Below are 20,075 nucleotides of genomic sequence, written 5' to 3'. Positions count from 1 at the left end.
GGTCACTTGAAGCTAGGCAAGTTAAATTGCGGCGGCACGCCCATGCGGGTGTTGATAAGCCACTGCTGCGCGATCGACAAGATGTTGTTGGTCAGCCAGTACAGCACCAGGCCGGCCGGGAAGAAGAAGAACATCACGCTGAAGATCAGCGGCATGAACCACATCATCTTGGCCTGCATCGGGTCGGGTGGCGCGGGGTTCAGCGCCGTTTGCAGCAGCGACGACAGCGTCATCAGCAGCGGCAGGATGAAGAACGGGTCCGGGGCCGACAGGTCGTGGATCCAGCCGATCCAGGGCGCGTTGCGCATTTCCACGCTGGACAGCAGCACCCAGTACAGGGCGATGAACACGGGGATCTGGATCATGATGGGGAAGCAGCCGCCCATCGGGTTGACCTTTTCCTCGCGGTAGATGCGCATCATCTCCTGCTGCATCTGCTGCGGCTTGTCCTTCAGGCGCTCGCGCATCTCCATGATCTTGGGGTTGATGGCCTTCATCTTGGCCATGCTGGCGTAGGCCTTGGCGTTGAGCCAGTAGAACGCGATCTTGAGCAGCAGCACCAGCGCCACGATGGACCAGCCCCAGTTGTTCAACAGCTTGTGCAGCTGGTCCAGCAGCCAGTACAGCGGCTTGGACAAGATGGTCAGCCAGCCGTAGTCCTTGACCAGCTCCAGGCCGGGGTACAGCTTTTCCATCATGGTCTCGACCTGCGGGCCGGCGAACAGGCGCGCGTCCACGGTCTTGGTCGCGCCGGGCTCGATGGCGCCCAGCGACGTGAGCATGCCCACGGAGTACAGGTTGGTGTCGACCTTGCGGGTGAACAGCTCGCGCTGCGTGCCGTCGGCCAGCAGCCAGGCCGTGGCGAAGTAATGCTGCACCATGGCCACGTAGCCGTTGGGCGAATCCTTGGGGATGTCGACCTTGCCGTTCTCGATGTCCTTGAACTCGATCTTCTGGTACTTCTTGGCTTCGGTGTAGACCGCTGGGCCGGTGAAGGTGGAGTAGAACGACGACTCGCCCGGCGGCTTGTTGCCGTCGCGCACCAGCTGGAAGTACAGCTGCGGCGACACAGCTGCGGTGCCGGTGTTGACCACCTCGTGCTTGACGGCGATGTCGTAGACACCGCGCTTGATCGTCCAGGTCTTGGCCAGCTTCAGGCCGCCCAGGTCGGGCGATTCGAAGCGGATGCTGAGTTCGTCCTGGCCGTCCTTGAGCTCGCGCGGGCCGGGCACCACCGTCATCGGGGTCTTGTGCGTGGGGAAGTTGCCGCCGATCAGGCCCGTCTGCGCCACGTAGACGCGCTGTGCGCTCTCGTCCAGCAGCAGGAAGTTGCGGGCCTTGTCCGCCATGTCGGCGTGCTTGAGCAGCTCGGCATGGGTGAGCGAGCCGCCTTCGCTGTCGAACGTCAGGCGGTACACGTCGGTGGTCACCTGCACGCGCTCACGCGCGGCCGGGGCAGCGGGCACCGCAGCGGGTGCCTGCTGGCCGGGCACTGCCGCCGCGCCTGCAGTGGCCGCGACCGGGGTGCTGGACGAAGACGGCACGCTGGCCGCACCCGCTGCGCCGGACGCGTTGGCCGCCGGGGCTGGCGCCGCCGCCTCGGTGGTGCTGGGGAAGAAGGTGGCCTTGTTGCCGTTGTGCAGTTGCCACTTGTCCCACAGCAGAACCATGGAAAAGCCAAAAATCACCCACAGGATGGTGCGGCGAATGTCGTTCATGAAGACTTCTTTGGTGAGGATGGTTGGGTGTTGGAATCGGAGAGCCGCGAAAACAGCCGCAAACTGCGCGGCAGATCGTGAGGGCCCGGAGGCACCGGATCGTGGCCTCCGTCACACCAGGGGTGGCAGCGTACCAGCCTGCGCACCGTGAGATAGCTGCCCACGCCGGCGCCGTGCAACTCCAGCGCCTTGAGCGAATACACCGAGCAGGTCGGCTCGAAGCGGCAGGCCGAACCCAGCCAGGGGCTGAGAAACAGCCGGTAGCCCTTGACCACGCCGATGAGCAGGCGCTGCATCAGCATGGCGCAGGCACCTCGGCCGGGGGCTGGGGCGGGGCCATGGCGGCAGCAGTCACAGTCACAGTCACAGTCGTCGCGCCCGCAGCCGTGACGGCAGCGCTGGCCGCCGGCGCACTGCCGCCCGCACGCCGCGTGGCGTAGCCAAACAGCTGCAGCAGCTCGGCGCGCACCGCGGCCTTGAGCTGGTCGGACGTGGCGCTCACGAACTGCTTGCGGTCGAACCCCGAGCGCAGGCGCACCACATGGGCGGACTGCGGCGCGACCTGTTCCAGCCGCGCCTCGAAGGTGTCGCCCACGGTGTAGATCTGCCGCTTGATGGTATTGCGCGTCACGGCGCGGCGCGCCCAGCGCTTTGGCACCATGGCGCCCAGCCAGACGCCCTGCACGGCAAACAGGGCCTGCGGCCCTTGCGTTGAAGGCAAGGAACCGGGCCCTGTGGGTGCCGCACTGGCGGAGTCGGCAGCGGCGAGGCTGCCTTCGGCCCCCAGCACCAGGCGGTGCAACGCAAAATGCGCAGTGCGGGAGACGGTGCCCCCCGCCATGGCGGCCTGGAACTGCGGACGGGTTTTCAGCCGTTGCATGCAAGCGCCCCGTTTGGAACCTGACGGTACAAACCGGGAGCAGGCGGCGTGCAGGCCGTAGACCGGGTCTGCCTTAGACGGCCAGACGCTTGCGGCCCTTGGCGCGGCGTGCGTTGATGACGGCACGGCCGCCGCGGGTCTTCATGCGGACGAGGAAACCGTGGGTGCGCGCGCGGCGCGTCTTGGAGGGCTGGTAAGTACGTTTCATGGTGCTATTCCTTGAGGTTCAGTTCCGGACTGCTGCTCTTGAACCCCCTGCAATCTGCACAGCCACACCATATAAAACAGCGCCTTGGCGGCAGACCCACGGGGCAGAAATAACGGCGCGCCGGGTCAAATCACCCTGAACACATTCAGGGAAACCCAAAATTATCGCAGGCTTGGTGGCCGCTGGCAATGCCTTTCGGCTGGACGGGCCTTGTTCGCACTGGCCGGGGCCGTTGAAAGACAGGCCTGGCCGGGCTGGCCGGCGGGTTGTCGTACCCCTTGAGCCCCACTAAAACGCGCGGCCAAAGCACAGATATGTTCACCGACGAGCGGGTCCCGAAAGCCCTCCAGCGAGCACAGCCACGACCAAAACTCAACCCCGGGAATCACCCGGCTGCGGGCAGGCCGCAAATTGTGGATAACTCCTTGACAAGGTACAATCCCCCGCCCAGCCCCGTTCCTCCTATCCACAACAAGAATTCCCCCGAAATGACCGAGGAACCCTCCCGCAGCACCCTTCCATCGTCCGGCTCCGACGCCGGCCAGGGCCTGTGGCAAGCCTGCGTAGAGCAACTGGCGCAAGACCTGCCCGAGCAGCAGTTCAACACCTGGATCAAGCCGCTGACCGCCCAGGTGGCCGAAGACTTCTCCAAGGTCACCCTGCTGGTGGCCAACCGCTTCAAGCTCGACTGGATCCGCGCGCAGTACGCGGGCCGCATCGCGTCGCTGCTCGAAGGCCTGTACGGCCAGCCCGTCACGCTGGAGTTAGCGCTCGCTCAGCGGGAATCCGTGGCCCGCACTTACGTTCGCCCCGCCGCAGCCGAGCCGACCAACACCCCGCAGCCCGCCGAATCGCCCGCCGCCAGCAGCGACGACGCCTCGGCCGGTGCCTTCCGCAACCGCCTGAACGCGGCCCTCACCTTCGAGACCCTGGTGGAGGGCACGGCCAACCGCATGGCACGCTCCGCGGCGATGCACGTGGCAGGCATGCCGGGCCATCTGTACAACCCGCTGTTCATCTACGGCGGTGTCGGCCTGGGCAAGACCCACCTGGTGCACGCTGTGGGTAACCGCCTGCTGCAGGACAAGCCCGACGCCAAAGTTCTCTACATCCATGCCGAGCAGTTCGTGTCGGATGTGGTTAAGGCCTACCAGCGCCGCACCTTCGACGAGTTCAAGGAGCGCTACCACTCGCTCGACCTGCTGCTCATCGACGACGTGCAGTTCTTCGCCAACAAGGACCGCACGCAGGAAGAATTCTTCAACGCGTTCGAGGCTCTGCTGGCCAAGAAGTCGCACATCGTGATGACGTCGGACACCTACCCCAAGGGCCTGGCCAACATCCACGAGCGGCTGGTCTCGCGCTTCGATTCGGGCCTGACGGTGGCCATCGAGCCGCCCGAACTCGAAATGCGCGTGGCCATCCTGATCAACAAGGCCCGCGTCGAAGGCACCGAAATGCCCGAGGAGGTCGCCTTCTTCGTCGCCAAGAACGTGCGCTCCAACGTGCGCGAACTCGAAGGCGCGCTGCGCAAGATCCTGGCGTACTCGCGCTTCAACCAGAAGGAAATCTCCATCCAGCTGGCCCGCGAGGCGCTGCGCGATCTGCTGTCCATCCAGAACCGGCAGATCAGTGTGGAAAACATCCAGAAGACGGTGGCCGACTACTACAAGATCAAGGTCGCCGACATGTACAGCAAGAAGCGCCCGGCCAGCATTGCCCGCCCGCGCCAGATCGCGATGTACCTGGCCAAGGAGCTGACGCAAAAGAGCCTTCCGGAGATCGGAGAATTGTTCGGCGGTCGGGACCACACCACCGTGCTGCATGCCGTGCGCAAGATCTCCGGCGAGCGCCAGCAGTTGACCGAGTTGAACCAGCAGCTGCACGTGCTGGAGCAGACGCTGAAAGGCTGAACTCCCGTGTGTCCAGCCAGGCCCGCTTCTGTAAGAACTTGTTCGTTGCCATGCCGAGGCAGCAAACACGTTCTTACAAGGCAAAATGACGGATTGGGCAGCAGGGGGGGCACCACCCGTGCCGCTGCCGACGCACCGTTTTAGAAAATCCACAAGAGGTTGATGACATGATCGTCCTGAAGGCAACACAAGACAAGGTTCTCGCGGTACTCCAGTCCGTGGCTGGCATCGTCGAGCGCCGGCACACCCTGCCCATCCTGGCCAATGTGCTGATCCGCAAGACGGGCAATGCCCTGCAGCTGACGACCAGCGACCTCGAAATCCAGATCCGCACCACGGCCGAGCTGGGCGGCGACACCGGCGACTTCACCACCACGGTGGGCGCGCGCAAGCTGATCGACATCCTGCGCACCATGCCCAGCGACCAGACGGTGAGCCTGGAGTCGCAGCAGTCCAAACTCATCCTCAAGGGCGGCAAGAGCCGCTTCACCCTGCAGAGCCTGCCGGCCGAAGACTTTCCGCTGGTGCAGGAATCCGCCGCCTTCGGCCCCGCGTTCAGCGTGCCGCAGAAGGTGCTGAAGGACCTGCTGTCCCAGGTGTCGTTCGCAATGGCCGTGCAGGACATCCGCTACTACCTGAACGGCATCCTCTTCGTGGCCGAGGGCAAGCAACTGTCCCTGGTGGCCACCGACGGCCACCGCCTGGCCTTTGCCAGCGCCACGCTGGACGTCGAAGTGCCCAAGCAGGAAGTCATCCTGCCGCGCAAGACCGTGATCGAGCTGCAGCGCCTGCTGTCGGACGCCGGCGGCGAGAACCAGCCCCACATCGAGATGCAGTTCGCCAACAACCAGGCGAAGTTCACCTTCGGCGGCATGGAGTTCGTCACCAAGCTGGTCGAGGGCAAGTTCCCCGACTACAACCGCGTGATCCCCAAGAACCACAAGAACAGCATCACCCTGGGCCGCGCGCCGCTGCTGGCCAGCCTGCAGCGCACCGCCATCATGACCAGCGACAAGTTCAAGGGCGTGCGCCTGAACCTGGAGCCCGGCACCTTGCGCGTGGCGTCCAACAACGCCGAGCAGGAAGAGGCCGTGGACGAGCTCGACATCGACTACGGTGGTGACACCATCGAGATCGGCTTCAACGTGACCTACCTCATCGACGCCCTGGCCAACATGGGCCAGGACATGGTGAAGGTGGAGCTCTCGGACGGCAACAGCTCTGCGCTGATGACCATCCCCGACAACGAAAGCTTCAAGTACGTGGTGATGCCGATGCGCATCTAGCCATCGGCCCCGGCCCGGCGTGCCTTGCCCCTGTGCAGGTGCATGGCCTGAACGGGGCTGCTTCGCTTTTGCTACTGTAATGATAGCTGCTACCGCAGGATGGACAAGCGGTAGGGCGCTATTTGACCCCTATTGAAAACATTGGACGCCGACCCCGGCCTCCACGGATCCCAAGGCCCACCATGACCGCTGACAACAACCTGCCCGAGCAAGAACCTACCGGCACGGGTGAGCCTGTTCCGCACAAGATCGACACCAACCAGGCCGGCGCCAGCGAAAGCTACGGCGAAGGCTCGATCACCATCCTGGAAGGCCTGGAGGCCGTGCGCAAGCGCCCCGGCATGTACATCGGCGACACGTCCGACGGCACCGGCCTGCACCACCTGGTGTTCGAAGTGGTGGACAACTCCATCGACGAAGCCCTGGCCGGCCACTGCGACGACATCGTCGTCACCATCCACTCCGACAACTCCATCAGCGTCACCGACAACGGCCGCGGCATCCCCACCGGCGTGAAGATGGACGACAAGCACGAGCCCAAGCGCAGTGCCGCCGAGATCGCGCTGACCGAGCTGCACGCCGGCGGCAAGTTCAACCAGAACAGCTACAAGGTCTCGGGCGGCCTGCACGGCGTGGGCGTGAGCTGCGTGAACGCGCTCTCCAAATGGCTGCGCCTGACCGTGCGCCGCGAAGGCAAGGTGCACCAGATCGAGTTTGCGCGCGGCTTTGTGCAAGACCGCCTGCTCGACACCGTGGACGGCTTTGAAGTCAGCCCCATGAAGGTCACCGGCGACACCGAAAAGCGCGGCACCGAAGTGCACTTCCTGCCCGACACCGAGATCTTCAAAGAGAACAACGACTACCACTACGAGATCCTGGCCAAGCGCCTGCGCGAGCTGTCCTTCCTGAACAACGGCGTGCGCATTCGCTTGAAGGACGAGCGCAGCGGCAAGGAAGACGACTTCTCGGGCGCCGGCGGCGTGCGCGGCTTTGTCGAGTTCATCAACAAGGGCAAGACGGTGTTGCACCCCAACTCGTTCTACGCCGCGGGCGAGCGCCCGGCCGAGACGTATGGCGGCATCCCGGGCACGCACATCGGCGTCGAAGTGGCCATGCAGTGGAACAGCGCGTACAGCGAGCAGGTGCTCTGCTTTACCAACAACATTCCCCAGCGTGACGGCGGCACCCACCTGACCGGCCTGCGCGCGGCGATGACCCGCGTCATCAACAAGTACATCGAAGAAAACGAGTTCGCCAAGAAGGCCAAGGTCGAAGTGACCGGCGACGACATGCGCGAAGGCCTGTGCTGCGTGCTGAGCGTGAAGGTCCCCGAGCCCAAGTTCAGCAGCCAGACCAAGGACAAGCTGGTGTCCAGCGAAGTGCGCGCCCCCGTGGAAGACATCGTGGGCAAGCTGCTGACCGACTACCTGCAGGAAAAGCCCAACGACGCCAAGATCATCTGCGGCAAGATCGTCGAAGCCGCCCGCGCCCGCGAAGCCGCCCGCAAGGCCCGCGAAATGACCCGCCGCAAGGGCGTGCTCGACGGCATGGGCCTGCCCGGCAAACTGGCCGACTGCCAGGAAAAAGACCCGGCCATGTGCGAGATCTACATCGTCGAGGGTGACTCCGCCGGCGGCTCCGCCAAGCAGGGCCGCGACCGCAAGTTCCAGGCCATCCTGCCCCTGCGCGGCAAGATCCTGAACGTGGAAAAGGCCCGGTATGAAAAGCTCTTGACCAGCAACGAAATCCTGACGCTGATCACCGCCCTGGGCACCGGCATCGGCAAGGCCGGCGGCACCACGGGGGGCGATGACTTCGACGTGGCCAAGCTGCGCTACCACCGCATCATCATCATGACCGACGCCGACGTCGACGGCGCCCACATCCGCACCCTGCTGCTGACCTTCTTCTACCGCCAGATGCCCGAGCTGGTCGAGCGCGGCCACATCTACATTGCGCAGCCACCGCTATACAAGGTCAAGGCCGGCAAGGAAGAGCTGTACCTGAAAGACGGCCCCGCGCTCGACGGCTTCCTGCTGCGCATTGCGCTGAACCACGCCAGCGTGAGCACCGGTGGCGCCAACCCGCAAGTGCTGGCCGGCGACACCCTGGCCGAACTGGCGCGCAAGCACCAGGTCGCTGAAAGCGTGATCCACCGCCTGTCCAACTTCATGGACGCCGAAGCCCTGCGCGCCGTGGCCGACGGCGTGAGCCTCAAGCTCGACTCCGTGGCCGAAGCCGAAGCCAGCGCCGTGGCCCTGCAGATCAAGCTGCGCGAGCTGAACACCACCGGCACGCCCGCCGAAGTGGCCGGCGAATTCGACGTGCGCACCGACAAACCCATCCTGCGCATCAGCCGCCGCCACCACGGCAACGTCAAGAGCAGCGTCATCACGCAGGACTTCGTGCACGGCGCCGACTACGCCGCCCTGGCCGAAGCCGCCGAAACCTTCCGCGGCCTGCTGGGCGAGGGCGCCAAGGCCCTGCGCGGCGAAGGCGAGAAGCAGAAGGAAGAGAAAGTCGGCGACTTCCGCCAGGCCATGAAGTGGCTCATCACCGAAGCCGAACGCACCACCAGCCGCCAGCGCTACAAGGGCCTGGGCGAGATGAACCCCGAGCAGCTGTGGGAAACGACGATGGACCCGAATGTGCGGCGCCTGCTGCGCGTGCAGATCGATGATGCGATCGAGGCGGATCGGGTGTTCACGATGCTGATGGGGGATGAGGTGGAGCCGCGGCGGGATTTCATTGAGACGAATGCGCTGCGGGCGGGGAATATTGATGTGTGAGCCAGCCCGCTACGTTGTAGTGGTGCACTAATAAACAAAAACGCCCGGCCAACACCCGGGCGTTTTTTCATCAAGCTCGGCTTCTATCTATGCATCAAGACCCTTCCACAACACCAGCCACAGCGCCTGCCACCACCCTGCAGCAACTGGCCCTGCGCCTGCAAGACTTCGCGCAGCAGCGCAACTGAGGCCAGCTCCATTTGCCCAAGAACCTGGCGTCTGCGTTGATCGTGGAAGCCGGCGAGCTGCTGGAGCACTTTCAGTGGCTGACCAAGGAGCAAAGCCGCAACCTGCCGACTGACAAGAAACAGGCCGTTGCGTATGAGATGGCAGATGTGCTGCTGTACCTTGTGCAGATGGTCACTGCGCTGGAGGTTGATTTGACTGAGACGGCGAATGCCAAGGTGGGGATCAAGGGACAGGAATACCCTGTGGATCAGGCACGGTGAAGCAGTCGCAAGTACGCCGAGCAGTAATCACCGCTTGAGCCGGTACGAATCAGGTCACCCAAGCAACCAGAAACGACCCTCGATCCGATGTGCGTTACTTGCTGAGCGTGCAGATCGACGACGCCCGCCTGTTCACTCCAAAAGAGGCACTTCCTGTGATACCTCGGCGCTAGACTGTTGAGACTGCTTTGGAGCGGCCCCTTGGTCGCTTGCCCTCCGACCGCTTTTGCCGGAGCGCAAATCAGTTCATTGCGCCAACGCCTTAAATCTCATTGAACCGCGTCCTGTGCGTGGAGCGCAAGTAGACTTCCCAGCGCCTTGCGAGAGCAAGTAGCTCATCGCAACGATTTCGTTCTCGATAACGCTCGACAGCCCAAAGCTCGCCCTTTTGCACCCGGGTATTGACACCAGAAAACCATGACAAGCATCCAACAACGCGCCGAACTGCAACGCCGCATCTGGCAAATCGCCAACGATGTGCGTGGTGCCGTAGATGGGTGGGACTTCAAGCAATACGTGCTTGGCACCCTGTTCTACCGCTTCATCAGCGAAAATTTTGCGGCCTACATCGAGGGCGGGGACGACGGCGTTGACTACGCAGCGCTGTCCGACCTCGTGATCACCCCCGAAATCCGCGACGACGCTGTCAAGACCAAGGGCTACTTCATCTACCCCAGCCAGTTATTCGTCAATGTCGCGGCCAAAGCCAACACCAACGAAAGCCTGAACACCGACCTGGCCAAAATCTTTTCTCTCATTGAATCCTCTGCCATCGGTTACCCGTCAGAGCGCGACATCCGAGGCCTGTTTGCGGACTTTGACACTACCAGCAACCGCCTGGGCAACACCGTCAAAGACAAAAATGCCCGCTTGGCCGCCGTGCTCAAAGGGGTTGCCGACCTGGACTTTGGCACCTTTGACGACAGCCACATCGACCTGTTTGGCGATGCCTACGAGTTCCTCATCTCCAACTACGCCGCCAACGCGGGCAAATCAGGCGGCGAGTTCTTCACGCCGCAACAGGTCTCCAAGCTCATTGCCCAGTTGGCCATGCACGGGCAAACCAGCATCAACAAGATTTACGACCCTGCTTGCGGATCGGGGTCCCTGTTGCTGCAAGCCAAAAAACATTTCGATCAACACATCATCGAAGACGGCTTTTTTGGCCAGGAACTCAACCACACCACGTACAACCTGGCGCGGATGAACATGTTTCTGCACAACGTCAACTACGACAAATTCAACATCCAGCTGGGCGATACCCTGATTGAGCCGCACTTTGGGGGCGACAAACCTTTTGACGCCATCGTCTCCAACCCGCCCTACTCAGTGAAGTGGAAAGGCTCGGACGACCCTACCCTCATCAATGATGACCGCTTTGCCCCAGCAGGCGTGCTGGCTCCCAAATCCAAAGCCGACTTTGCCTTTGTGCTGCATGCGCTCAGCTACCTCTCGGCCAAAGGCCGCGCTGCCATCGTCTGCTTTCCTGGCATCTTTTACCGCAGTGGGGCCGAGCAGAAAATTCGCCAATATCTGGTGGACAACAACTATGTAGAAACGGTGATAGCGCTGGCCTCCAACCTGTTCTACGGCACCACCATAGCTGTGAATATTCTGGTGCTGGCAAAAAACAAGCAAAACAATAAAATCCAGTTCATTGACGCCAGCGGCCTGTTTAAGAAAGAGACCAACAATAACGCGCTGCTGGACGTGCACGTTGAACAGATCATGGCGGTTTTCGACAGTAAGGCAAATGTAGATCACTTCGCCTATTCCGTGCCGTTCGATAAGGTGGCCGCCAACGACTACAACCTGTCGGTCAGCAGCTACATCGACGCCAAGGACAACCGCGAAGTGGTGGACATCGCCCAACTCAATGCCGAGCTGAAAACCACCGTGGCCAAGATCGATCAGTTGCGCAAAGACATTGACGCCATCGTGGCTGAAATCGAAGGCGAGGAGACTAAGGTATGAGCAGCGTGGACTTTTTGGACAAGCTGCTGGATGGAGTTGAGGTGAAGTGGATGCCGCTGGAGTCATGCGCAACTCTCGAGAGAGGTCGTCGCGTGACAAAAAGTGAGTTGAGCCCTGAAAAGAAATACCCCGTTTTTAGCGGCGGCGTTACCCCAATGGGGTTTTATGACAACTTTAATCAGGCAAAAAATACCATTACTATCGTTAAGTATGGAACCGCCGGCTTCATTAACCTCATCGAGACGGATTTTTGGGCAAACGACGTTTGCTATTGCGTAAAACCAAGTCAAGCACTCAATAATAAATACCTCTATTATTATTTAAAAAATAATCAAAAAGAAATTCAATCGCTGGCAACAGATGCTATTCCCGCACACTTGCCAACGGAAGAAATTTTAAATTATCTAGTCCCCATCCCTCTCCCTGATGACATCGAAAGGTCACTTGAATTTCAAGCAAAAATCGTCCGATCATTGGATGCCTTTACCGAGCTTACGGCCGAGCTTACGGCCGAGCTTACGGCACGCAAGAAACAATACAGGCACTATCGCGATCAATTATTGCGGTTTGAAGACGAGAGTGTCGAGTGGAAGCCGTTAAACAAAATCGGGAAATTTATACGTGGCAAGCGCTTTACAAAAGCTGATTTTGTGGAAAACGGAATCAGTGCAATCCATTACGGAGAGATTTACACCCGGTATGACACTTGGACCGATCATGCCGTTTCTAAGGTTCGATCTGATTTGGAAGGCGCATTGCGCTACGCGGAGCCCAACGATGTCGTGATAACCGGAGTTGGTGAAACCGTGGAAGACGTTGGCAAAGCAGTCGCTTGGGTTGGTGACGGCGATGTCGCCATTCATGATGACAGCTATGCTTTTCGTCATTCCATGAATCCGAAGTACATATCCTATGCAATGCAAACCGCTGCGTTCATCGATGAAAAGGCAAAGCATGTGTCGCGTGGCAAGGTCAACAGATTGCTCGTCGATGGCGTCGCGAAAGTCAGAATACCGATCCCCCATCCGGACGATATCGAGAAGTCATTGGTTGAGCAGGCGCGCATTGTTTCCATCTTGGACAAATTCAACGCCCTAACCAACTCCATCACCGAAGGACTACCCCGGGAAATCGAGCTTCGTCAGAAGCAGTACGAGCATTACCGCGATCTGATGTTGAGCTTCCCGAAGCCGAAAGAGGCTGCGACCTGACATGAGCCAGACGCTGACCGAAATCGCCGAGCAGCTGAGGGATGCCAACAAGAAGGTGCAGTTGATCTATGCCTTCAACGGCACGGGTAAAACGCGATTGTCTCGAGCATTCAAGGAGTTGATTTCGCCCAAGACAGAGGGCGAAGAAGCGCAGGCGTCTGACTTAGCTGCCAAGAAGGTCATCTACTACAGCGCGTTCACGGAAGATCTGTTCTATTGGAAGAACGACTTGGAGCGAGACGTTGAGCCCAGGCTGGTCATACAGCCCAACGCGTTCACCCGTTGGGTGCTTGAAGAACAGGGCCAGGACCAGAGCATCACCGGCACTTTTCAGCACTACACCAGCGGGAAGTTGACACCCCATTTCAGTGCAGATTTTTCTTCGGTCACCTTCTCATTTGAGCGTGGCAACGACCAGCATGAACCGAACATCAAGATTTCCAAGGGCGAGGAAAGCAACTTCATCTGGAGTGTGTTCAATGCCTTGCTCGAACAAGTGATTGCCGAGCTGAACATCGCAGAGGTCGCCAACCGATCCACCGATGTTTTCAACAATCTGAGGTACGTCTTTGTGGATGACCCGGTGAGTTCACTGGATGAAAACCATGTGATCGAGCTGGCGGTGAACTTGGCGGGGTTGATCAAATCCAGCCAGTCCACTGATCTGAAGTTCATCATCGCCACCCACAACCCGCTGTTCTACAACGTGTTGTTCAACGAGTTCAACAGCAAAGCCTGCTACATGCTGGATCGCCAGGAAGACGGCAGTTTCACACTGACCGAAAAACACGGCGACTCCAACAAGAGCTTTTCCTACCACCTACACCTGTTGCAGACCATCGAGCAGGCGATTGCCGATCAAAAGGTGGAGCGCTACCACTTCACGCTGCTGCGCAATCTTTACGAGAAGACGGCCAGTTTCTTGGGCTACCCAAAGTGGTCAGAGCTGCTGCCAGACGACAAGCAGCTGTACTACAGCCGCATCATCAATTTCACCAGCCACAGCACGCTGTCGAATGAAGCCATGGCGGTGCCGACGCCCGCAGAACAGGTGACTGTCAAGCTGCTGACGGATCACCTGAAAAGCCGCCATGCTTTCTGGCAGCAGCAGGGAGCCTGACCCCATGACCGACATCACCCAGCACACCGACTACCGGCAGGCGATTACCGCCATCAAGCAGCGTATTCAGGCATCGCAAATCCGCGCTGTGCTGGCGGTGAATGCCGAGTTGCTGAACCTGTATTGGGACATTGGCCGCCAACTGGACACCTGGCAACGTGAGCGAGCCTGGGGTTCAGCGGTGGTGGAGCACATGGCGCAGGACCTGCAAGCCACCTACCCCGGCATGAAGGGCTTCTCACGCACCAGCCTGTTTGCCATGCGGCAGTTTTATGCGTTCTTCAGCCCTCAGTTTGAAGTTGTCCCACAGCCTGTGGGACAAATGCCGTGGGGGCATGTGCGCACCCTGCTGACCAAGGTGAAGTCTGTAGAGCTGGTGTTGCTGTATGCGCAGGCCTGCATCGAGCATGGCTGGAGCCGCAACGTGCTGGAGTGGCAGATTGAGCAGCGCTTTCATGAGCGCGCCGGTAAGGCCGTAGGCAACTTTGCTCAGACGCTGCCAGCACCCCAATCAGAGCTGGTGCAGCAAAGCCTGAAAGACCCTTATGTGTTCGACTTCTTGACCCTGACCCCGCAGGCGGTGGAGCGGGATATTGAGAACCAGTTGGTGGCGCAGATCACCCGGTTTCTGCTAGAGCTGGGCAAGGGCTTTGCATTCCTTGGGCGGCAATATCCGCTGGTGGTAAATGGCAGAGACTACTTTCTGGATTTGCTGTTCTATCACGCACGGCTGAAGTGCTATGTAGTGATTGAGCTGAAGGCGGGCGAGTTCAAACCCGAGTACGTGGGCAAACTCAACTTCTACCTTTCGGCGGTAGACGACCAGCTGCGCGCTGAGGGGGACCAGCCGACCATCGGCCTGATCCTGTGCAAAGACAAAGACAAGCTGGATGTGGAATATGCCCTGCGCGACATTAACAAACCGATGGGCGTGAGCTCATTCATCACCAAAGACATTCCCCTGTCGGTGCAGTCGCAGCTGCCGACGGTGCAAGAGATTGAGAGCGAGCTGACCGCGCTGATTCACAACGATGAGAGCAAGCCGAATGAGTGACTACAAGACCATTGCCGAATCCAAAAACTTCATCGTTCTGGACAAGTACACGAAGGAATGGCAAACCAATGAGAGCTACCAGAGTGAGGGTGATCTGGAGCGGGAGTTTATTCAAGACCTGGTCCATCAAGGTTATGAGGCTCCGCCAGGCCTTAACACACCTGCTGCCTTGCTGGCCAATGTGCGTGCACAGCTGCAGTCGCTCAACAACGTGCAGTTTGCCGATGCCGAGTGGCAGCGCTTTGTGGAAACTTGGCTGGACAAGCCTAGCGATGGCATTGTTGAGAAGACGCGCAAGATTCACGATGACTATGTGCATGACTTCGTGTTTGACGATGGCCGCATCCAGAACATCTACCTGCTGGACAAAAAGAACATCGCCCGCAACAAGGTGCAGGTCATCAAGCAGTTTGAGCAAGCAGGCTCACATGCCAACCGGTATGACGTGACCATTTTGGTCAACGGTCTGCCGCTGGTGCAGGTGGAATTGAAGAAGCGCGGCGTGGCGATTCGTGAAGCCTTTAACCAAGTGCACCGCTACAGCAAGGAAAGCTTTAACAGCGAGCATTCTCTGTTCAAGTATCTGCAGTTGTTTGTTATCTCCAACGGCACCGACAGCCGTTACTTTGCCAACACCACCCAGCGCAACAAGAACAGTTTCGACTTCACCATGAATTGGGCGAAGGCGGACAACAGCCTGATCAAGGACCTGAAGGACTTCACAGCCACTTTCTTTCAGAAGCACACGCTGCTCGATGTGCTGCTGCACTACTCGGTGTTTGATGTCAGCAACACGTTGCTGGTGATGCGCCCGTACCAGATTGCCGCAACGGAACGCATTCTGTGGAAGATAAAAAACAGCCATCAGGCCAAGAGCTGGAGCAAAACGGAAAGCGGCGGCTTCATCTGGCACACCACCGGCTCGGGCAAGACGCTGACCAGCTTCAAGGCAGCGCGCCTGGCCACCGAGTTGGACTTCATCGACAAAGTGTTCTTCGTGGTGGACCGCAAGGATCTGGACTACCAGACCATGAAGGAGTACCAGCGCTTTTCACCGGACAGCGTAAACGGCTCGGACAGCACGGCGGGCCTGAAACGCAACCTGGAGAAGGACGACAACAAGATCGTTGTGACCACCATCCAAAAGCTCAACAACCTGATGAAGAGCGAGGCGGACCTGCCTATCTACGGTAAGCAAGTGGTGTTCATTTTTGACGAGTGCCATCGCAGCCAGTTTGGCGAAGCCCAGAAACACCTGAGGAGGAAGTTCAAGAAGTTCTGTCAGTTTGGATTCACCGGCACGCCCATCTTCCCGGAGAACGCATCGGGCGCTGAGACCACTGCCAGCGTGTTTGGCCGTGAATTGCATTCGTACGTGATCACGGATGCGATTCGAGACGAAAAGGTTTTGAAGTTCAAGGTGGACTACAACGATGTACGTCCGCAGTTCAAGGCCATTGAAACCGAAAAGGATGAGAAGAAGCTGGGCGCAGCAGAGAACAAGCAAGCCCTGCTGCACCCGGATCGCATTCGTGAGATCACCCAGTACATCCTGAACAACTTCCGGCAAAAGACCCACCGCCTGCACGCGGGCAACAAAGGCTTCAACGCCATGTTTGCAGTCAGCAGCGTGGATGCTGCCAAGCTGTACTACGAGTGCTTCCGAGAGTTGCAGAAGACCAGCGACAAGCCGCTGAAGGTAGCCACCATCTTCTCGTTCGCCGCCAACGAAGAGCAGGACGCGATTGGCGACATCCAGGACGAGAGCTTTGATGTTTCGGCCATGAATAGCAGCGCCAAGGAGTTCCTGAGCGCAGCTATCGCCGACTACAACGCGCTGTTCAAGACCAACTTCAGCGTGGACAGCAACGGCTTTCAGAACTACTACCGAGATCTGGCCAAACAGGTGAAGGCCAAGGAAGTCGACCTGCTCATCGTGGTGGGCATGTTCCTGACCGGCTTTGATGCACCCACGCTCAACACGCTGTTTGTCGACAAGAACCTGCGCTTCCACGGCCTGATGCAGGCCTACTCGCGCACCAACCGCATCTTCGACGCTACCAAGACCTTCGGCAACATCATCACTTTCCGCGACCTGGAGCAGGCGACCATCGATGCCATCACACTGTTCGGTGACACCAACACCAAGAACGTGGTGCTGGAGAAGAGCTACAAGGAGTACATGGAAGGCTTCACCGATGCGACCACCGGCGAGGCGCGGCGAGGCTTCATGGATGTGGTGACGGAACTGGAAACACGCTTTCCAGACCCCGCAGCCATTGAAAAGGAGGCCGACAAGAAGGCCTTCGCCAAGCTGTTTGGTGAGTATTTGCGCGTGGAGAATGTGCTTCAAAACTACGACGAGTTTGCCAGCTTGAAGGAGTTGCAAAACGTCGATCTTGCCGACCCTGCCGCAGTAGAGGCGTTCAAAGCCAAGCACTATCTGAGCGATGAAGATCTGACGGCGCTGCAAACCATCACGCTCCCGGCTGAGCGGAAAATTCAGGACTACCGCTCGACCTACAACGACGTGCGCGACTGGCTGCGCCGTGACAAGGCCGGGGCCGAGAAAGAGAAGTCCACCATTGACTGGGATGACGTGGTATTTGAGGTGGATTTGCTCAAATCTCAGGAAATCAACCTGGACTACATCCTTGAACTGATCTTTGAGCACAACAAGAAGGTCAAGAGCAAATCGGAGCTGGTGGATGAAGTGCGCCGGGTGATTCGCGCAAGCTTGGGCAATCGCGCGAAAGAGGGCTTGCTGGTGGACTTCATCAACCAGACCGATCTGGACCAGATTGGCGACAAGGCCAGCGTGATTGATTCCTTCTTCATCTTTGCGCAGACGGAACAGCAGCGCGAGGCGCAAGAGTTGATCAGTGCCGAGAATCTGAATCCTGAGGCAGCACGACGCTATATCGCCACCTCGCTCAAACGGGAATTCGCCAGCGACAACGGTACAGAACTCAACACCGTGCTTCCGAAAATGAGCCCTTTGAATCCGCAGTACCTGACCACAAAGCAAGGTGTGTTTCAGAAAATCGCCGCGTTTGTCGAGAAGTTTAAAGGTGTGGGGGGGCAGGTATGACTTCAACCACCATCGACGACGATACCGAGGCATCCTCCCCCGGCTGGGACGCCATCTCCGCCCGCGTGGACCAGCTCTACCCCGGCCAGGAGCCCAAGCACTTCGGTACGCTGATCTCGCACATGCTGGGCGGGCCAGACCCGCTGGACGGCATTAGCGCGTGGCGGCGCACGGACCCGGTGCCGCACTGGCACTTTGTGACCTATGGGCTGAGCGAGCTGTATGCCAAGGAGTCCGATGACCCGGAGGTGAGCGGCTACGGGTTCGAGCTGACCTTTCGGCTGGCCATGGAGCAGGGCGAGGTGGCTGGAGACCCCAACGCCGAGCCACCGGCCTGGGCGCTGAACTTTTTGCAGAACCTTGCGCGCTATGTGTTCCAGAGCGACAACGTGTTTCGCGATGGGCACTGGATGACGGCCAATGGCCCGATTGCGCTGGGGCGGGCCACGCAGATCTGCTCCATGGGTTTTGTCACGGACCCGGAGCTTGCCGAGCCGCTGGCCACGCCCAATGGCTCGGTGGAGTTCTTGCAGGTGGTGGGCCTGACGGTGGAGGAGGAGCGCGCGGCCAAGCAGTGGCGCACCCGCAGCCTGCTGGAGGTGCTGCTGCCGCACATGCCGCTGTGGGTGACGGACCTAGGCCGCGCGTCGTTACTGGCCAACCCGGCGGTGAAGCAGCAGGTGGACGAGGGCTTGAGGCGCGATAGGTCTGCCAGCGGGGTCCTTTTCACCGATGTGCTGGGCCTCAAGCAAGTGAAGCGGCTGCTGCGTAAGCCGATCACGCAGGTCACGGTGGGCGCTCGCCAGGTAGACGAGTTGGTGACCCTGCTGCCGCTGCGCCTGCCGTTTGGCCGCCCGCTGCGGGTGGCGGGGCATGAGTGGCAGTTGGTGCTGGAGCCTGCTGGCGCCGACGGCAACAATGCGGTGGCGTGGCCGGGCGAGGGCGACCATGTCGTGGTAATGCGCTGGACCGATGCCACCGTGCAGCAACTGGCGCAGACGCTGCCGCCGCATCAGGGCAGCTATGTAATGCCGCTGCTGCCGCAGGTGGAGTGGGTGGTGGAAAAAACGACGATCAAGGATTCGGCCGGCAAGGTGGTCGATGTCATCGGCTGATTAAATGCCGGCTTGTAATGCGGGCAGCGGTGTCGCCGCCGCTGGGGCACCACATCCCGCTAACCGCAAGCCCGTGCCGCACTCTTATTATTCTTGCTTCGTCTGCTTCCAAATCCGATCCGCCCGTTCCCAAGCCGCCTTGGCTGCAGGCTCCGCATCCTTCCAGTTCAAACGGCTGCTTTCGCGTTCAGTGTCCCAGCGCGTTTGCAGATGGTCGCGTGCGTCGTTCCAGTCGCGGTGGCGTCCGTCGATCACGCTTTGATAGCCGTGACGGTACGCAGGGGCATAGTCGTCGTAGGTGTAGGCATCCGAGTAGTACGGCTCCCGGCCATACGCATCGCGCCAGTAGGCGTCTTCATCCGTGGGGTTGACGGCTTCGGCCGCGCCCTTGCCGGCGAGGCCACCCACCACCGCACCGACCACGGCACCCACAGCCGCGCCGATGGGGCCGCCGATGGAGCCAGCGGCTGCGCCCGTGACGGCGCCGCCTGCGGCACCGATGCCCGTGCCGATGGGGTGGGCGCCGGGTTCTTTGGTGATGGGGTCCAGGTTCATGTCGCGGGTGGGGTCTTGGGGATGGGTCATGGTGGTCTCCTGTGGGTAGATGTGCGTGAATACGTCCAGAACTTCATGTTCCCCAGCAATGGGCCACGCTGGCGTAGGCCAAGCGCCACAGGCGGCGACAGGTTTGGAGACCGGGGCGCGGGCGGCCCCTGCACCCGGCACTGGCGGGTGACCGCGATGGCAGCGTGGGCTGCGCCCACCGGGCGGACAGCCGCCCAGGCACAATCGCAGCCCCATGCGTTCCCCCATTGCCATCGTCGACGTTGACCGTCTGGACACTTGGACCCGCTACCGTGCGGGCCTGTGCGATACCTGTGCGGCCAATTGCTGCACGATGCCGCTGGAGGTGCAGCTGCCCGACCTGGTGCGGCTGGAGCTGGTGGACCCTTTTGAGGCCGAGCATGAGGAGCTGCGGCACATTGCCAAGCGGCTGCAGAAGGCGCGGCTCATCGACCACTTCAACCACAAGAATGCGGTGTTCACGATGGCGCGGCGGGCCAGCGGGGACTGCAACTTTCTGGACCCCGCAACGCGGCGGTGCACCGTGTACGACAAGCGGCCCGAGACGTGCCGCCTGCACCCGCAAAAGAAGAGCCCCAAGCCAGGCTACTGTGCCTACGGGGCGCGGGACTTGAAGCGCAAGGGCTGACCAGCCCTCGGCCTGGCGTGTACGGGCTTGCTGGCCCGGCCCAGGCAGCGGGTG

At 60.2% G+C, this 20,075-nt stretch carries 15 protein-coding genes and 1 pseudogene; 11 read left to right on the top strand and 5 right to left on the bottom strand.

Going from position 1 to position 20,075, the window contains the following annotated elements; translation table 11 throughout:
* Window positions 1–2 precede the first annotated feature (2 nt).
* The 4 genes from yidC to rpmH all read right to left on the bottom strand — a co-directional run bounded on the left by yidC (window position 3) and on the right by rpmH (window position 2,806).
* Window positions 3–1,718 (bottom strand): membrane protein insertase YidC, encoded by a 1,716-nt coding sequence (gene yidC / locus ASG27_RS02085; protein ID WP_056410851.1) that lies wholly within the window; start codon window positions 1,716–1,718, stop codon window positions 3–5.
* The gene (gene yidD, locus ASG27_RS02080) at window positions 1,715–2,017 is read right to left on the bottom strand and encodes a membrane protein insertion efficiency factor YidD (RefSeq protein WP_056171749.1); all 303 of its coding nucleotides are present in this window, start codon (window positions 2,015–2,017) and stop codon (window positions 1,715–1,717) included. Before yidD ends, yidC begins: the two co-directional genes overlap by 4 nt.
* Entirely contained in the window at window positions 2,014–2,598 is a 585-nt protein-coding gene (locus ASG27_RS02075) for a ribonuclease P protein component (protein ID WP_082485708.1), read from the bottom strand. The genes yidD and ASG27_RS02075 overlap by 4 nt, the downstream gene beginning before the upstream one ends.
* A gap of 73 nt (window positions 2,599–2,671) precedes the next feature.
* Window positions 2,672–2,806, bottom strand: coding sequence for a 50S ribosomal protein L34 (rpmH, locus tag ASG27_RS02070; protein ID WP_005798102.1), 135 nt, complete (start codon window positions 2,804–2,806; stop codon window positions 2,672–2,674).
* A 488-nt stretch (window positions 2,807–3,294) separates the two neighbouring features.
* Between rpmH and dnaA the strand changes: the two genes are divergently transcribed.
* The 10 genes from dnaA to ASG27_RS02020 all read left to right on the top strand — a co-directional run bounded on the left by dnaA (window position 3,295) and on the right by ASG27_RS02020 (window position 18,808).
* On the top strand, window positions 3,295–4,719 hold the full coding sequence (gene dnaA, locus ASG27_RS02065) for a chromosomal replication initiator protein DnaA (protein ID WP_056171500.1): 1,425 nt from the start codon (window positions 3,295–3,297) through the stop codon (window positions 4,717–4,719).
* 167 nt (window positions 4,720–4,886) lie between these two features.
* Window positions 4,887–6,005 (top strand): DNA polymerase III subunit beta, encoded by a 1,119-nt coding sequence (gene dnaN, locus ASG27_RS02060; protein WP_056171502.1) that lies wholly within the window; start codon window positions 4,887–4,889, stop codon window positions 6,003–6,005.
* Window positions 6,006–6,187: 182 nt separating this feature from the next.
* Window positions 6,188–8,794, top strand: a complete 2,607-nt coding sequence (gene gyrB, locus ASG27_RS02055) for a DNA topoisomerase (ATP-hydrolyzing) subunit B (RefSeq protein ID WP_056410848.1) — start codon at window positions 6,188–6,190, stop codon at window positions 8,792–8,794.
* A 200-nt stretch (window positions 8,795–8,994) separates the two neighbouring features.
* Window positions 8,995–9,243, top strand: a complete 249-nt coding sequence (locus ASG27_RS02050; RefSeq protein ID WP_326938654.1) for a nucleotide pyrophosphohydrolase — start codon at window positions 8,995–8,997, stop codon at window positions 9,241–9,243.
* A 417-nt stretch (window positions 9,244–9,660) separates the two neighbouring features.
* Window positions 9,661–11,217, top strand: coding sequence for a type I restriction-modification system subunit M (locus tag ASG27_RS02045; RefSeq protein WP_056410845.1), 1,557 nt, complete (start codon window positions 9,661–9,663; stop codon window positions 11,215–11,217).
* Window positions 11,214–12,428: a restriction endonuclease subunit S gene (locus tag ASG27_RS02040; protein WP_056410842.1), complete on the top strand. Its 1,215-nt coding sequence runs from the start codon at window positions 11,214–11,216 to the stop codon at window positions 12,426–12,428. The genes ASG27_RS02045 and ASG27_RS02040 overlap by 4 nt, the downstream gene beginning before the upstream one ends.
* A gap of 1 nt (window position 12,429) precedes the next feature.
* Complete coding sequence (locus ASG27_RS02035; RefSeq protein ID WP_056410839.1) at window positions 12,430–13,548, top strand: AAA family ATPase; 1,119 nt, start codon at window positions 12,430–12,432, stop codon at window positions 13,546–13,548.
* A gap of 4 nt (window positions 13,549–13,552) precedes the next feature.
* The gene (locus tag ASG27_RS02030; RefSeq protein WP_056410835.1) at window positions 13,553–14,602 is read left to right on the top strand and encodes a PDDEXK nuclease domain-containing protein; all 1,050 of its coding nucleotides are present in this window, start codon (window positions 13,553–13,555) and stop codon (window positions 14,600–14,602) included.
* Window positions 14,595–17,693: a type I restriction endonuclease subunit R gene (locus ASG27_RS02025; RefSeq protein ID WP_056410832.1), complete on the top strand. Its 3,099-nt coding sequence runs from the start codon at window positions 14,595–14,597 to the stop codon at window positions 17,691–17,693. The genes ASG27_RS02030 and ASG27_RS02025 overlap by 8 nt, the downstream gene beginning before the upstream one ends.
* The gene (locus tag ASG27_RS02020) at window positions 17,690–18,808 is read left to right on the top strand and encodes a suppressor of fused domain protein (protein WP_056410828.1); all 1,119 of its coding nucleotides are present in this window, start codon (window positions 17,690–17,692) and stop codon (window positions 18,806–18,808) included. Before ASG27_RS02025 ends, ASG27_RS02020 begins: the two co-directional genes overlap by 4 nt.
* Window positions 18,809–19,068: 260 nt before the next feature.
* Here the strand turns inward: ASG27_RS02020 and ASG27_RS02015 are convergent.
* A pseudogene (locus ASG27_RS02015) lies at window positions 19,069–19,393 on the bottom strand (hypothetical protein); the annotation flags it as partial.
* A gap of 214 nt (window positions 19,394–19,607) precedes the next feature.
* Between ASG27_RS02015 and ASG27_RS02010 the strand changes: the two are divergent.
* The gene (locus tag ASG27_RS02010) at window positions 19,608–20,021 is read left to right on the top strand and encodes a YkgJ family cysteine cluster protein (RefSeq protein ID WP_056410822.1); all 414 of its coding nucleotides are present in this window, start codon (window positions 19,608–19,610) and stop codon (window positions 20,019–20,021) included.
* Window positions 20,022–20,075 lie beyond the last annotated feature (54 nt).

Source organism: Acidovorax sp. Leaf191 (assembly GCF_001424425.1).
Taxonomy (GTDB): Bacteria; Pseudomonadota; Gammaproteobacteria; order Burkholderiales; family Burkholderiaceae_C; genus Acidovorax.
The sequence above is the reverse complement of the archived record's forward strand: the minus strand, read 5'-3'. Positions and strand labels throughout refer to the sequence as shown.